Genomic DNA, 14,151 nt, shown 5'->3' on the forward strand with positions numbered 1-14,151 from the left:
GATTGCCCCCAATTCCATTTCACGCAAAGTGACAGGAATCGGGGGTTTCATTCATGGCAGTCACCGTTACTGCGGTTATTCTATCGCTGATCGGCCTTGCGCTGTTCGGTTTCGGCTCTCAGCTCGTCATGTTGGGCGGGAGCTTCTATTACGTCCTTTCCGGTATGGCCTTCCTGTTGACAGCCATTCTGCTGTTCAAGCGTAACCGGGCAGCTCTCCACGTCTATGCCGTCCTCATTGTCGCGACACTCGCCTGGGCCCTCTGGGAAGTGGGTTTCGACTGGTGGCAGCTTGGGCCGCGGGGTGGCATCGTCATTCTTATCGGCCTGTGGTTGCTGGTGCCCTGGGTCAGGAAGCCTCTCGGTTTTTCAAGCCCGACAGGGCTGAATTACGGCCCGAATGCCTGGCCACTCGCGCTCTCCGTTCTCGCCTCCATTGTGGTGGCGGGATATTCGATGGCGCAGGATCCGCATGACCAGGCAGGGTCCTTGTCTGAGGAGAAGGTGGCGTCCGCTCCGATCTATGGCGGCGACGTGCCGGATGGCGATTGGCATCAATACGGCCGCACGCCTTATGGCCAGCGCTATTCGCCGCTGACGCAGGTCAATGTCGATAATGTTTCGCAGCTGAAGGAAGCGTGGCGGTACCAGACCGGCGACGTGAAGCTACCGGATGATGTGGGTGAAACCACCTATCAGGTAACGCCGCTCAAGATCGGCAATACGCTTTATATCTGCACGCCGCACAATTGGGCGATCGCCATCGATGCCGCCACCGGCAAGGAAAATGGAAATACGACCCCAATGTCGGTCTTAACCCGGACCGCCAGCATCAGACGTGCCGCGGTGTTTCCTATTATGCCGAACCCAATGCCGCACAGGGCACCGCCTGCGCCCAGCGCGTTTACCTGCCGACCTCGGATGCGCGGCTGATTGCGCTTGATGCAGCGACCGGTCAGATCTGCACATCCTTTGCGGATCAGGGCGTGCTGCATCTGGAACAGGGCATGAAATACAATCCTGCCGGTTATTATTATTCGACCTCGCCGCCCGTGATCGCGGCGGGCAAGATCATCATCGGCGGTGCGGTGAACGATAACTACTCCACGCAGGAACAGTCCGGCGTCATCCGTGCGTTCGATGTGAACAGCGGCGCACTCATCTGGAACTGGGATTCCGGCAATCCGGAAAAGACCGAGCCAATTGCCGCAGGCGAAACCTACACTACCAACTCGCCGAACAGCTGGTCCGTGTTGAGCTACGACGAGGGGCTTGGCCTCGTTTACGTACCCCTCGGCAATCAGGTGCCGGACCAGCTTGGTATGGGTCGCAGCGAGAATGTGGAGAAATATTCCTCCTCCATCGTGGCGCTCGATATCAATACCGGCAAGGATCGCTGGGTGCGCCAGACGGTTCATCACGACCTCTGGGATATGGATGTGCCGGCCCAGCCGGTGCTGCTCGACATCACCAAGAACGGTCAAAGCGTTCCCGCACTCGTCGGCCCTACAAAGCAGGGCGATATCTACGTTCTGGACCGGCGCACGGGTGAGCCGCTTCTGCCGATTACGGAAGAACCGGCACCGGGCGGTACAATCCCTGAGGACTTCAGCTCCCCGACTCAGCCAACGACGGCGCTGTCGTTCAAGCCGGAGCCGCTGAAGGAAAAGGACATGTGGGGCGTCTCCATGTTCGATCAGCTCGCCTGCCGCATCCGGTTCCATCAGCTGAACTATCAGGGCCGCTACACGCCGCCCTCGCTGAACGGCTCCATCATCTATCCCGGCAATTTTGGCACGTTCAACTGGGGCAGCGTCGCGGTCGATCCCGAACGTCAGGTCATGTTCGGCATGCCGACATACCTTGCCTTTACCTCGCAGCTCGTGCCGCGCACCGACATCCCGCCGAAGGGCCAGGACGAGAAGGGCAGTGAGCAGGGGCTGAACCGCAATGACGGTGCGCCCTATGGCGTCTTCATGGGACCGTTCCTCGGTCCGCTGAAAATCCCCTGCCAGGCACCGCCGTGGGGTTATGTCGCGGGTGCCGACCTGCGCACCGGCGATATCGCCTACAAGCACAAGAACGGCACGGTCCATGACATGACGCCGCTGCCGTTGCCCTTCAAGGTGGGCGTACCGGGCATTGGCGGGCCGATGATTACCAAGGGTGGCGTGGCCTTCCTCGGTGCTGCCGTCGACAACTATCTGCGCGCCTACAACCTCACCACCGGCAAACAGCTTTGGGAAGCACGTCTGCCGGCTGGCGGGCAGGCAACGCCCATGACCTATGCGCTGGATGGCGGCAAGCAATATGTTGTGATGGTCGCGGGTGGTCACGGCTCTGTCGGAACCAAGCCGGGCGACTATGTGATCGCCTATACCCTGCCGTAAAACGAGGCGGAGCCAATCAAACAAAAAAAACCGGAATGGGTGACCATTCCGGTTTTTGCTTGTGCAGTTGGAAAAGGCGATCAGGCCGCCTTTTTTTGTGCTGCGGCATTGATCGATGTCTTGGCAAGCGCGCTCAGCGCATCGTCCGTCTTGGACTCTTCCTTCAGCGTCGCATCCAGCAGGGTAACGGCGTTGGCATGTCCAAGCTTTTCAGCCCATGCCTTCAGGGTGCCATAACGGGCGATTTCGTAATGTTCGACCGCCTGGGCCGAGGAAATGAGACCGGCATCGAGAGCTGCGGTGCCCTTGAAATCGTCCATAATCTCTTCGCCCTCGGCAATGATGCCCTGGATGGCCTCGCAGGTCTTACCCTGCGCCCGCTTGCCGATGATCTCGAACACTTCCTGCAGGCGTTCGATCTGGCCCTGCGTTTCTTCTTTGTGCTTTTCGAAGGCCTGTTTCAGCTTCGGGTCTGTCGCTGCCCGCGCCATTTTCGGCAGAGCTTTCAGGATCTGCCTTTCGGCGTAATAGATATCCTTCAGCGTATCGTAAAACAGGTCGTCGAGTTTTTTCTCGGCCATTGGTTCTTCTCCCATGGTGTGAAAGTGCGTGATGTACGCCATTGCGCACTGGAGACAAACCTTTCGGAGCCCCTATGGTTCCGGCTCTGTTGCGCGCAACGTTTTATATTCCAGCAGACGCTCCGCCGCATACGGGATGACGAGGGGGCATCAGTCGAAACGGAAGAGATCGGCGTCGGGATCCTTGCCACCATTAACGGCGGCGGCGACTATCTCGGCGGCGATCTGGCTGAAGGTGATGCCGTTGCCGCCAAAGCCCATGACGGCATAAACGTTCTTCATGCCGGGAACCGCGCCGATCAGCGGCAGGCCCGTGGTGGTCGTGCCGAAGCCGGCCGCCCAGCGATATTCGGGTTCGCCGATGTCGACGCCAAGAAGCTTTTCGATCTTGCGTTTGATTGCATCCGCCTTGGAGGCAAGCTTGCTCTCAGACAGGTAGGATGTGGAGTTCTCTTCATCCTCACCACCGGCAATAAGGCGCCCGTCCCGGTCGGTGCGCAGGTAGAGATAGGGATCTGAAGCCTCCCAGAGGATATGGCTACTCAGCCAGTCCGGCAGATCGATACCCTTCGCACTCGCCAGCGCCCAGGTGGAGATGATCTGGTGTTTCGGGCTTTCGAGCGATTTCAGGAATTCGTATCCGGTGCAGAAAACGATATTGCGTGCAGAAATGATTTTGCCCTGTGCCGTGGCGACGACCACCTCGTCACCGAGATTTCGAAGATCGGTGATTTCAAGTTGTGAAACGATCTCCGCGCCGGCGCCTGCTGTGTGGCGCAACAGGCCCGCCGTCAGCTGCGCCGGATTGGCGGAAGCGGAGATATCGCTGAGGATCGCCCCTGTCCGCTCAATCGCATAGTCGTTTTTAAGTTTTGCGGTGTCGAGAAAGCGGGCTTCGATCCCGGCCTCTTCGCGCGCTGCCACTTCGGCCTTCAATGCACGCAAACCCATCTCGTCTCCGGCAAGATAAAGCGCCTGTTTGCGCTCCATGCTGCAGGAAATGCCAAGCGAAGAAACGATTTCCTCCAGCCGCAGCACGGCGCGCGCGGAGCGCTGCCACGCCCGATCAGCAGCATCCTTGCCGATCATCTTTCTGAGCTCGATCAGGGGTGTGTCGATCTCGTGCTGTATCATCGCAGTGCTGGCGACACTGCTGCCCATCACCGGATCACGCCGGTCGACGATCAGCATGGATTGCCCCGGTCTCTGCAACGCATGGGCGGCAAGCGCGCCGCTGATGCCGGCGCCGACGACGATCGTATCGTAATGGTCGGAACTCGGGGTATTTCTGGTGCGGAGGCCTATGCGTGGCGTGTCGGCCCAAAGGGGTTTCGATTCCCTGAGGTCGCGTTCCTTCGTCAGTTCCGATGTGGGCATGGAGTTTTCCTGAAAGGTGCAGGGCATTTACGGTGGAAATGCCTGGCGGGTTACGTCTGGAAAATGCGAACAAACAAAGACAGAGAGCGCATCCGGCCATTTTGGATAGGCCGGATGCGCTCTGGTTTTTTTCCGCTTACTGCCCTTAGGCAGCGCGGCGCTCGTGGTTGCCTTCTTCGACCTCCTCGATGATTTTGGCGACAAAGGCGTCCAGATCATCGGGGCTGCGAGACGTGATGATGCCCTTATCAGTCACAACCTTTTCGTCCTTCCAGTTGGCGCCGGCATTTTTCAGGTCGGTTTTGATCGACCAATAGGAGGTCGCGTCGCGACCGCGCAGGGCATCTGCTTCAACCAGAAGCCAAGGGGCATGGCAGATGGCAGCCACGACCTTGCCGGATTTGACGAAATCTCGCACCACGCGCATTGCATCGTCGTCATGACGCAATACGTCCGGATTGATCTGGCCGCCGGGCAGGACGAGTGCATCGAAATCATTGGCGCTGACGTTCTTCGCGGAAATATCGACGGCGATGCTGTCGCCCCAGTTCTTTTCGTCCCAGCTCTTGATCTCACCATCCTTGATCGAGGCGATCTTGACGTCCGCGCCCTTGGCCTTCAGCTGATCATAGGGCACGCGCAGTTCCGAACGCTCATAGCCGTCCGTTGCGAGAATGACGATTTTTGCAGTGTTGATGGCAGTCATGTCTGTTTCCTTCCTGTTTATCTGTTTTCGTCTTTGTCCGAATTCACGGAGGACAGAAAAAACTCCACATCCTCACGGCGCTCCGGATCGAGCTTTTCGATATTCGTTTGCCAGAAGGTCTCGGCTTCTGCCGGTTCGTCTTCCCATTGGCGCACGAAGGTCTTGTTGTCGTCGATCATGACCTGGCGGGTGCCGCCGAGCCGCAGATATTCTTCTGCAAGTTTACGCGTTTCGGTCTTTTCCATGTCGTGGTTCCTTGTGCGTGGAAAGCGGGGACGGAGGGCGCCGGATGGGTAAGAAGCTCGGCTGCCATTTCGTTGGCCACCGGGAGAAAACGGAAAAATCCCGATGTTCTTCAGCGCCATCGTGTCCGTTTGACACGGCGGCCCTCCTGCCAGAACAACGTGAGCTTTCCGGTATGGTTCCGCATTTTTTCAGGCGGATTCTTGCCAAGGACAAATGTATCGCGCGCAATTTTTATCGGAACAAACCGGCAAGTCGTGCTGTTTTAGCCCAGATGCAGGGGAGGCAGCATGACAGCCAGACACAGTGACGGCGAGTGCCGCGGCAACGACGAAAACAAGGGTTTCTGGTCGATCGACTTCGGCAATTCACCGATCATCGGCACGGCCATTCATGATGGTCATCTCATTCGCCCGGACATAGCCTCGCTGATGGCTCTTTCCGCCGACCAGCGGCTGAGAGAGGAAGACCCTTTTACCGGCGAGATGATCGCGGGAATGACAAACCGCATTGTCGTTCACCATTCGCGTTTCGAAATCGATCTCAACCGGTTCGCCGATCAGGCAGTTTATCTGAAGCCGGAACAATCCTGGGGGCTGGAGGTCTGGAAACAGGAGCCGCCGGAAGAGGCCACCCGGCAATCGCTCGATTTTCATGCCGACTATTACGCAATGCTCGAAGCAGTTCTTTCAACCGTCGAGCGGCGGCATGGTGCTTTTGTCGTGCTGGACATACACAGCTACAATCATCGCCGGCAGGGCGCTACAGCGCCGCAAACGCCCCAGGCGGAAGCGCCTGATATCAATATCGGCACATTTTCCATGGATCGCAGCCGCTGGAGTGACGTCGTCAGTGCGGTGGGCCATCATTTTGCGACAGCCACCATCGGCGGACGCCGCCTTGATGTACGCGAGAACGTCGCCTTTCAGGGCAAGGGTGAGCAGACCCGGTTTATTCACGAGCGTTTTGCGCAGAACGGCTGCGCCATCGCAGTGGAGTTCAAGAAATTCTTCATGGACGAGTGGACCGGTAAGCCGGATAAGCGCGTCGTTTCCGATATTCGCGACGCTATCACCGCACTTCAGCCGGTTCTCGAAGAATGCCTGAGGGCGCGGCGATGAACGTCTCCTCGGCGCGTGGTGAACCGTTACAGGTTATCGAGCTGGTAGACGATGTCGTCGCCTGCCTTGAGGCCGGCAAAGCCGTCCGTCGTGATGTCGGAAAGAACGGCCGGCTGCATATCGACCGGCCGCTGCCGTTTCTTTGCCTGCATCTGACTGGTGGCACCAAGGACCTTGCGGCCCGCGATATCGCCTCTGCGCATGCATCTTATCTGATCGCATCGAGCATTCAGGAGGCTGCACCCCTGATTGCAGCCGTCGGCACGGCCATGCGCGAACGTTTCGGCGCCTTCATGGTTCTCGATATCGGCGAACTGGAACACGACATTCTGCTCGCTGACGATTCACCTTTCCTGCCGCATTATGAGGTTTCCGTCTCGGCAACATCTGAGCCGGAAACGCAAAGTGCACGCCGTGTTTTCATTAAGGCGGTTTGTGATGCCGAAGTGCGTTTCCGCACGCCCCGCATAACCCGGCCCGAACCGGATGCCGATCCGATCCTCAGATTTCAAAATGCCGGGCTTGATTTTCCCTGCATCAGCGTGCGTTTCGCGCCGATCTACCGACAGCCTGAATCCGGCGCCGATTATCCCGGCCTGCGCGAGACGATGATTGCGGATATTTTCGATGCCGGCCTTCAGGCCTTCTCGTCATTCGCTGCCGGTAAAGATGCACTCAAGGTTACCAGCCATCGCGCGCTCGGCCGCAAGGCCTTCGTTGATGCCGTCAGACGTGCCGATCGTTCAATAGACGACATCGTCTCGTCCTTTGATTTTCTTCTGTCCGTGACGCCGATCAATGCCCGCCGGGCCTTCGAGGAATTTCGCGATGGCAGCTTCCAATATGCGCCGCGCCTGCTTTACCGGCCGCTCGGCGTTGACGTCGAGGAGCAGAAACGCAAGCTCTATTCCGTCGTTTTCGATCATCTGGAAGACCCGGTGCTTTATCATCTCTACCGGGAGAAACAGCAGGAGATCGATCTGCAACTGACCATGCTCGCCAATCTGCATCGCCGTACTTTCACCGATTTCTCCCGCGCCCTTTACGGTGCCGTCGAACCCGCGCTTCTGACGCTGGCGCTCAAGGTGCTTGCCGATTGCCCACGCAAGGATGAGAGCGGCGAAATCGCCATGGTCGATTGTTATGCGGTCGCCAAAAAATCGCGCGAGATGATCGAGACCTATCTGGCGGAGGAGCCGGAATTCAAGGCGCGTGTCGAGATCAGGGATGACCTGCCGCCTGGCCTGATGGTGACGGGCGAGAAGCTCCTGATTTCTCGCCACACCGTCATGGAACAGCGCCGGGTCGAGGCGCTGCTGTCGCATGAGATCGGCGTGCATCTCCTCACCTATTTCAACGGTTCGTTTCAGGGCCTCCGGCTCTTCCGCACCGGCCTTTCCGGTTACGAGGGCGTGCAGGAAGGGCTGGCAGTGCTGGCGGAACATCTGGCCGGCGGCATGACGCGCGAGCGCCTGCGGCTGATCGCCGGCCGTGTCGTCGGCTGCGCCGCCATGCTGGACGGCGCGACTTTTGTTGAGACGTTCCGGACTATGACCCGCGATCATGGTTTCGACGAGGCTGGCGCCTTCAACATGGTTTTGCGCATCTATCGTGGCGGCGGTCTTTCCAAGGACGCGATCTATCTGCGTGGGCTTGCGGAGGTGCTGGAGCATCTGCGCAAGGATGGCGCGCTCGATCCGTTCTGGATGGGCAAGATTGCCGCTGCCCATTTCCCGGTGATGCAGGAGCTTGCCTTGCGCGGCCTCTTGCGTCCGCCGGGCGTACGTCCCGCTTTTCTGCTGCCGGCCAAGGCCAATGAGCGGCTGGAAAAGATACGGGCCGGATTATCCATCGCCGAACTGGCGACATTGTAATATTACAGGAGGGGCTTATGCGTATCGCATTTTTCGTCAATTCCATCGAAACTGAGGGGCCTACTTTCGCAACCGGCCTGCTGGCCATGGCGGCGCTCAATCGCGGTCACGAGGTGGTGTATCTGACGCCTGGCGATTTTACCTTGCGCTCGGATGATAGCCTGACCGTACACGCCACCGTTCTACCGAAGGCCAAATACAAGAAAGCCGATGCTTTTCACGCGGCACTTCAGGACAAAGCACTGGAACGGCGTACCATGGATGTAGAGGAAATCGACGCGCTGATGCTGCGCAACGATCCCTCGCTGGATCAGACGACGCGGCCATGGGCGGTGCATGCCGGCATTCTGTTCGGGCGGCTGGCAGAACAGCGCGGCGTTGTGGTTTTGAACGACCCGGAAGGATTGGCGCTGGCGCAGAACAAGCTCTATTTCCAGAGCTTTCCGGAAATCTTACGCCCGACCACGATCATCTCGCGCAATGTCGATGAAATACGCGCATTTGCGGATACCCACCCTAAGGGTGTCATCGTCAAGCCGCTGCAGGGTTCAGGCGGCAAGAACGTCTTCAAGATCGGCTCCAGCAAGGAGGCCAATCTCAACCAGATTTTCGAGGCGGTCAGTCTCGAAGGTTACTTGATTGCACAGGCCTATCTGCCGGCCGCCAAGGATGGCGATATTCGGTTCTTCATGATGAATGGCAAGCCTCTGATGCGCGACGGACAATATGCGGCTTTGCGCCGCGTTCCGGCAAAAGGCGATCTGCGCTCCAACATTCACGCCAAGGGCACTGCCGAGGCCGTGAAGGTGACGGACGAGATTGTGGCGCTTGCCGAAATGATGCGGCCGAAGCTGGTGGAAGACGGTATGTTCCTGGTCGGGCTTGATATTGTCGGCGACAAGATACTGGAGGTAAACGTGTTTTCGCCCGGCGGTCTCTCCAACATTCGCGACCTCACCGATGTCGATTTCAGCGATACGATCATCGAAGCCGTGGAAACCAAGATCGCCATGCAGAGCGCCTCCGGCGGTATGCTTTCAAATCGTCTTCTAGCGACGCTTTGATTTATTCGCGCAGCTCTGTCGACTGCATGTCACGATACCAGGCGACGAGGGCCTTGATGCCCTCCTCGACCGGGGTTTGCGGCACATAGCCCGTCAAGGCCCTCAGAAGATCGGGTGAAGCGAAGGTGCGGGGGACGTCGCCCTGCTGCATCGGCAACATGTTGCGGATTGCCGGCCTGCCGACCGTCTTTTCGACCGTTTCGACAAAGTGCATCAGCTCTACCGGCTGGCCGCCGCCAATATTGACGATGCGGAAGGGTGCGTGGTGCGACAGCGTGTCGGTGACGCCTTCCTCAGTTACCCGGTTTTCCTCGGACGGAATGACCTGGCTCAGCCGGACGATACCTTCAACGAGGTCATCGATATAGGTGAAGTCGCGGCTCATATTGCCTTGGCCGTAAATATCGATCGGCTCGCCGTTCGAGATGGCGTCGACGAATTTGATTGGCGCCATGTCCGGCCGTCCCCACGGTCCGTAAACCGTGAAGAAACGGAAGGCTGTGGTGGGCAATTTGTGAAGATGGGCGTAGCTGTGCGCCATCAATTCCATCGATTTTTTGGTGGCCGCATAAAGCGTCATCGGCTCGTCGGCCTTGTCGCTTTCCGCAAAGGGAATTTTTTCATTGGCGCCGTAGATGGAGGAAGTTGAAGCCAGCATCAGGTGTTTGACACGCAGGTTCTTGGCAAGCTCCAGCATGTTCCACGATCCGATGAGATTGGAATCGATATAGGCGCGTGGATTTTCGAGGCTGTAGCGAACACCCGCCTGCGCGGCGAGGTGAATTATGATTTCCGGTTCGGCAGCCTCTGCCGCGCGCTTCAGCGCATCCGTGTCTTCCAGCATGCCGATTTCCGCCCTGAAACCGTTGGAGCGGGAAAGGATCGCATGGCGTTTTTCTTTCAGGCTGACATCGTAATATTTCGTCATGCCGTCGAAACCGGTTACGAAATGGCCGGCATCGAGCAGCCGTTTGGCAACGTAAAAACCGATGAAGCCCGCGGTGCCGGTAACCAGATAACGCATGATGACTATATCCCAAATCCGTTGGTGCGTTTGCGGCCGAACCGAAGCGCAAAAACCGTTTTAATGAAACTTCGAAGGCGAAACCGCTATTGGCCCTTGTCGGAACTGCTGTCGTGTGGGCGGCCAATGCCGGCATAAACGAAGCCGTGCCCGGTGACCTCGTCCGTGCGGTAGATATTGCGTAGATCCACCAGAACGGGGTTTTTCATGATGGCCTTCAGGCGCGGCAGATCGAGTGCGCGGAACTGGTTCCATTCCGTCACGATCACGACGGCATCGGCGCCTTCGGCAGCCTCGTAGGGGCCGCTTGCATAGTCGATATCCTCGATCACATGGCGGGCATTCACCATTCCCTCCGGATCGTAGCCGACCACCTTGGCGCCGCCGTCCTGGAGGGTCTGGATGATGGCAATCGCCGGGCTGTCGCGCATATCGTCGGTATTGGGCTTGAAGGTCAGGCCAAGGACCGCGATCTTCTTGCCGCGCACGTCGCCGCCCACCGCGTTGATGACCTTGCGGCCCATGGCGCGCTTGCGGTTGTCGTTGATGGCAATGGTGGTCTCGATCAGCCGCACAGGGGCGTCATAGTCCTGTGCGGTCTTGGCAAGCGCCAGCGTATCCTTGGGGAAACAGGAGCCGCCATAACCCGGACCGGCATGCAGGAACTTCGCGCCGATGCGGCCATCGAGGCCGATGCCGCGCGAAATATCCTGAACATTGGCGCCGACCTTTTCGCACAGATCCGCCATTTCGTTGATGAAGGTGATCTTCATCGCCAGAAAGGCGTTGGCGGCATATTTGATCAGTTCCGAAGTGCGCCTGGTGGTGAAGAGCAAAGGCGACTGGTTGAGATAGAGCGGACGGTAAACCTCCGTCATCACCGGGCGGGCGCGCTCGTCGGAAAGACCGACGACGATGCGGTCCGGTCGCTTGAAATCCTCGATGGCCGCGCCTTCCCGCAGAAATTCCGGGTTGGAAACCACGGCAAAATCGGCCGAAGGGTTTTCTTCGCGGATGATGCGTTCCACCTCGTCCCCCGTGCCGACGGGAACGGTGGACTTGGTGACGATGACGGTGAAGCCGTCAAGCGAATGGGCGATTTCTTTCGCCGCCGCATAGACATAACCGAGATCGGCGTGGCCGTCGCCGCGCCGCGAGGGCGTGCCGACCGCGATGAAGACGACGTCGGCATTGGCAACCGCGGAGGAGAGGTCGGTGGTGAAGCTCAATCGGCCCGCCTTGGCGTTGTTGGCAACGATGACCTCCAGACCCGGTTCGAAGATCGGGATATGGCCGCTTTTCAGCGCTTCGATCTTCTCCGGCATCTTGTCCACGCAGATCACGTCATGGCCGAAATCGGCAAAACACGCACCGGAAACAAGGCCGACATAACCGGCACCGATCATCACTATCCGCATTCTTCTTCCTTTCGGTTCGTGAGGCGATGTTCGCGCAGCAAGCTTCAGGCGAAATCAGCGGGTGCAATCACACCACATTGTTTAGCCGCCTTCACGCTTGCCGCCAAGCGCCACGATCAACACGGGCTAACCTCTTTCCGTGACGGTGATATGATGGCGTCGACGGGACAAATTTGCCGCACCTTGCGGCCATCTGCATCGATGCGGTCGGATCGGGTGTTTTTGCGGCTTTTGCGGCTTGCACTCATAGGTAGCCGGGTCTAGCCATAGGGTGAGGATCAAATCTGCCAGACTGTCTGTCCCTTAAGGGGCGTCCGGGTTGCTTTAAGCGGCCGGGGTGCGCTTTGCGTTGCGGTCGCTGTTCGGGGAAGTTCAAATGCAAAAGGGTTTTCTGCTCGGTCTGTTCGCTTATGCGACCTTTTCCCTGGGCGATGCCACGATCAAGTCGCTTGGATCACAGATCAGCGTTTTCGAGATCGGCTTTTTCAGCATCCTGTTTTCCGGCATCTTCATCTTCTTCAGCAAGCCGCGTGAGGAAAGGTGGCGTGAATTCTGGCGCATGAGCCGTCCGTTTGCGGTGCACGGGCGGGCGATTTCCGGCCTGTTCGCCGGTATTCTCGGTATCTATGCCTTCACCACCATTCCGCTGGCCGAAGCCTATGCGCTGATCTTTCTCTCACCGTTGTTTGTGACAGTGCTGTCGGCTGTCGTATTGAAGGAAGATATAGGGCCATGGCGCTGGGCGGCCGTTCTGGCCGGCATCGTCGGTGTTCTGCTCGTCGTGCGGCCCGGCTTCAAGGCGCTGGAACTCGGGCACGTCGCAGCCATCGGTGTCGCATTCCTGGCGGCGATGACCATCGTGCTGCTCCGCTCGCTTGCGGGCAAGGAGAAGCGCACCTCGATAATGGGCGTGCTTTTGGTCTACGGCCTCACCTTCAACGGCATTGCCTCGATTCCCGAGTTCGTCATGCCCAATCTGCACCAGTTCGCCGCCTTTGCCTTCATCGGCCTCTGCACGGCGACGGGACAGATAACGCTGCTCGTCGCAACACGTATCGCGCCGGCCAGCCAGATTGCACCCTCGCATTATTCTCAGATCCTCTGGGCCGTGGCGATCGGCATGACTTTCTTCCACGAATATCCGGATGCGATCGCGGTGCTTGGGCTGGGTGTCATCGCCGCATCGGGACTTCTGACGATGATCCGCGAAAGGGTCAGGCTCGGCACAGTTCGCTGGAATCCGTTTTTCCGCAATCGGCTTTGAAGTCATCCATCGATCGGAAACAGTGCGTCAACCGAAGCGCGGCTTGTGGGGTGGGTGCAGACGGCCCCATAAGCTTTTCATCGATAGATGAATGGAGAGCCCAAAATGCTCGTGGATGGAAAGTGGACCGCCGAATGGCACCCGGTGCAGGCGACCGACAAGAAGGGTGGTTTCGTTCGCCAGACATCCGGCTTCCGCAACTGGGTAACGTCTGATGGTTCAGCAGGCCCGACGGGAGAGGGCGGTTTCAAGGCCGAGGCTGGGCGCTATCATCTCTATGTCGCGCTGATTTGTCCATGGGCCTCACGCACGCTGATCGGCCGCAAGCTCAAGAAGCTCGAGGATGTCATTTCGGTCTCAATTGTGGAGCCGGCGCTCTCCGACGAGGGTTGGAAATTCGGCGATTATCCAGGTTCGGATCGCGACGGGCTGAACGGCTTCGCTTATATGCACGAAGCCTATACCAGCGCCGATCCGCATTATACCGGCCGTGCCACCGTTCCGGTTCTTTGGGACAAGAAGACGAAAACCATCGTCAACAACGAATCCGCCGACATTCTCCGCATGCTGAATTCCGGTTTCGGCGATCTGGCCGATAACGGCATCGATCTTTATCCGGAAGATCTGCGGGACGCGATTGATGCGCTCAACGACCATATCTATCCCCGCCTCAACAACGGTGTCTACAGAACCGGTTTTGCCACCACCCAGCTTGCCTATGAGGAAGCCTTTGCCGACGTCTTCGCGACACTTCAGGAACTTGAAACTCGCCTGGCATCAGGCGGTCCCTTCCTCTTCGGCGATCGCCTGACGGAAACGGATGTCAGGCTTTTCGTGACGCTGGTGCGTTTCGATGCCGCCTATTACGGCCTCTTCAAGTGCAACCTTCGCCGCATTGCCGACTATCGGGCCCTGCAGGCCTATATGATGCGGGTGCTAAACATTCCGGGCGTGCGTGACACGGTCAATATCGACCACATCAAGCGCGGTTATTATTCGATCAAGGCGCTCAATCCGACCCGGATCGTGCCGGTCGGCCCCGATCTGCCGGGGCTTGACGAGGTTTCCATCGGCGGCACTGTGTGAATAT

At 58.4% G+C, this 14,151-nt stretch carries 12 protein-coding genes and 1 pseudogene; 7 read left to right on the forward strand and 6 right to left on the reverse strand.

Annotation, left to right across the window (positions count from 1 at the left end; translation table 11 throughout):
* Positions 1 to 53 precede the first annotated feature (53 nt).
* Positions 54 to 2,389: pseudogene (locus RBH71_RS09690) on the forward strand (glucose/quinate/shikimate family membrane-bound PQQ-dependent dehydrogenase).
* An 80-nt stretch (positions 2,390 to 2,469) separates the two neighbouring features.
* Here RBH71_RS09690 and RBH71_RS09695 read toward each other — a convergent pair.
* The 4 genes from RBH71_RS09695 to RBH71_RS09710 all read right to left on the reverse strand — a co-directional run bounded on the left by RBH71_RS09695 (position 2,470) and on the right by RBH71_RS09710 (position 5,298).
* The gene (locus tag RBH71_RS09695) at positions 2,470 to 2,970 is read right to left on the reverse strand and encodes a ferritin-like domain-containing protein (RefSeq protein ID WP_004431986.1); all 501 of its coding nucleotides are present in this window, start codon (positions 2,968 to 2,970) and stop codon (positions 2,470 to 2,472) included.
* Between the two features lie 150 nt (positions 2,971 to 3,120).
* A complete protein-coding gene (locus RBH71_RS09700) occupies positions 3,121 to 4,347 on the reverse strand; it encodes an NAD(P)/FAD-dependent oxidoreductase (protein WP_111801357.1) in 1,227 nt (408 codons plus the stop codon).
* 145 nt (positions 4,348 to 4,492) lie between these two features.
* On the reverse strand, positions 4,493 to 5,053 hold the full coding sequence (locus RBH71_RS09705) for a type 1 glutamine amidotransferase domain-containing protein (RefSeq protein ID WP_323687266.1): 561 nt from the start codon (positions 5,051 to 5,053) through the stop codon (positions 4,493 to 4,495).
* Positions 5,054 to 5,070: 17 nt separating this feature from the next.
* Positions 5,071 to 5,298: a hypothetical protein gene (locus RBH71_RS09710; RefSeq protein WP_111801356.1), complete on the reverse strand. Its 228-nt coding sequence runs from the start codon at positions 5,296 to 5,298 to the stop codon at positions 5,071 to 5,073.
* A 44-nt stretch (positions 5,299 to 5,342) separates the two neighbouring features.
* Between RBH71_RS09710 and RBH71_RS09715 the strand changes: the two genes are divergently transcribed.
* The 4 genes from RBH71_RS09715 to RBH71_RS09730 are packed head-to-tail and all read left to right on the forward strand — an operon-like array spanning position 5,343 to position 9,355.
* Positions 5,343 to 5,606: a hypothetical protein gene (locus tag RBH71_RS09715; RefSeq protein ID WP_075807788.1), complete on the forward strand. Its 264-nt coding sequence runs from the start codon at positions 5,343 to 5,345 to the stop codon at positions 5,604 to 5,606.
* A complete protein-coding gene (locus RBH71_RS09720; protein WP_004432005.1) occupies positions 5,587 to 6,417 on the forward strand; it encodes an N-formylglutamate amidohydrolase in 831 nt (276 codons plus the stop codon). Before RBH71_RS09715 ends, RBH71_RS09720 begins: the two co-directional genes overlap by 20 nt.
* On the forward strand, positions 6,414 to 8,291 hold the full coding sequence (locus tag RBH71_RS09725; RefSeq protein WP_111801355.1) for a flavohemoglobin expression-modulating QEGLA motif protein: 1,878 nt from the start codon (positions 6,414 to 6,416) through the stop codon (positions 8,289 to 8,291). Before RBH71_RS09720 ends, RBH71_RS09725 begins: the two co-directional genes overlap by 4 nt.
* Before the next feature lie 17 nt (positions 8,292 to 8,308).
* Entirely contained in the window at positions 8,309 to 9,355 is a 1,047-nt protein-coding gene (locus RBH71_RS09730) for a glutathione synthase (protein ID WP_111801354.1), read from the forward strand.
* 1 nt (position 9,356) lies between these two features.
* Here the strand turns inward: RBH71_RS09730 and RBH71_RS09735 are convergent, their stop codons facing one another.
* Together RBH71_RS09735 and RBH71_RS09740 are read right to left on the reverse strand one after the other, a co-directional pair.
* On the reverse strand, positions 9,357 to 10,379 hold the full coding sequence (locus tag RBH71_RS09735; protein WP_004432021.1) for an NAD-dependent epimerase: 1,023 nt from the start codon (positions 10,377 to 10,379) through the stop codon (positions 9,357 to 9,359).
* 86 nt (positions 10,380 to 10,465) lie between these two features.
* Positions 10,466 to 11,797 (reverse strand): UDP-glucose dehydrogenase family protein, encoded by a 1,332-nt coding sequence (locus RBH71_RS09740; RefSeq protein WP_035252640.1) that lies wholly within the window; start codon positions 11,795 to 11,797, stop codon positions 10,466 to 10,468.
* A 376-nt stretch (positions 11,798 to 12,173) separates the two neighbouring features.
* On the opposite strand from RBH71_RS09740, the gene RBH71_RS09745 reads away from it, so the two are divergent.
* Positions 12,174 to 13,061, forward strand: coding sequence for a DMT family transporter (locus tag RBH71_RS09745; RefSeq protein ID WP_004432025.1), 888 nt, complete (start codon positions 12,174 to 12,176; stop codon positions 13,059 to 13,061).
* A gap of 105 nt (positions 13,062 to 13,166) precedes the next feature.
* Positions 13,167 to 14,147, forward strand: coding sequence for a glutathione S-transferase family protein (locus RBH71_RS09750; RefSeq protein WP_004432027.1), 981 nt, complete (start codon positions 13,167 to 13,169; stop codon positions 14,145 to 14,147).
* Positions 14,148 to 14,151 lie beyond the last annotated feature (4 nt).

This window comes from Rhizobium sp. AN68, assembly GCF_030758035.1.
In the GTDB taxonomy this organism is placed as follows: Bacteria; Pseudomonadota; Alphaproteobacteria; order Rhizobiales; family Rhizobiaceae; genus Agrobacterium; species Agrobacterium tumefaciens.

Bases quoted from the DNA above. Each gene is read 5' to 3' on its own strand.
- RBH71_RS09705 (WP_323687266.1), bottom strand. From the start codon at position 5,053: ATGACTGCCATCAACACTGCAAAAATCGTCATTCTCGCAACGGACGGC.
- RBH71_RS09740 (WP_035252640.1), bottom strand. From the start codon at position 11,797: ATGCGGATAGTGATGATCGGTGCCGGTTATGTCGGCCTTGTTTCCGGT.
- RBH71_RS09745 (WP_004432025.1), top strand. From the start codon at position 12,174: ATGCAAAAGGGTTTTCTGCTCGGTCTGTTCGCTTATGCGACCTTTTCC.
- RBH71_RS09750 (WP_004432027.1), top strand. From the start codon at position 13,167: ATGCTCGTGGATGGAAAGTGGACCGCCGAATGGCACCCGGTGCAGGCG.
- RBH71_RS09725 (WP_111801355.1), top strand. From the start codon at position 6,414: ATGAACGTCTCCTCGGCGCGTGGTGAACCGTTACAGGTTATCGAGCTG.
- RBH71_RS09720 (WP_004432005.1), top strand. From the start codon at position 5,587: ATGACAGCCAGACACAGTGACGGCGAGTGCCGCGGCAACGACGAAAAC.
- RBH71_RS09715 (WP_075807788.1), top strand. From the start codon at position 5,343: ATGGGTAAGAAGCTCGGCTGCCATTTCGTTGGCCACCGGGAGAAAACG.
- RBH71_RS09735 (WP_004432021.1), bottom strand. From the start codon at position 10,379: ATGCGTTATCTGGTTACCGGCACCGCGGGCTTCATCGGTTTTTACGTT.
- RBH71_RS09710 (WP_111801356.1), bottom strand. From the start codon at position 5,298: ATGGAAAAGACCGAAACGCGTAAACTTGCAGAAGAATATCTGCGGCTC.
- RBH71_RS09695 (WP_004431986.1), bottom strand. From the start codon at position 2,970: ATGGCCGAGAAAAAACTCGACGACCTGTTTTACGATACGCTGAAGGAT.
- RBH71_RS09700 (WP_111801357.1), bottom strand. From the start codon at position 4,347: ATGCCCACATCGGAACTGACGAAGGAACGCGACCTCAGGGAATCGAAA.
- RBH71_RS09730 (WP_111801354.1), top strand. From the start codon at position 8,309: ATGCGTATCGCATTTTTCGTCAATTCCATCGAAACTGAGGGGCCTACT.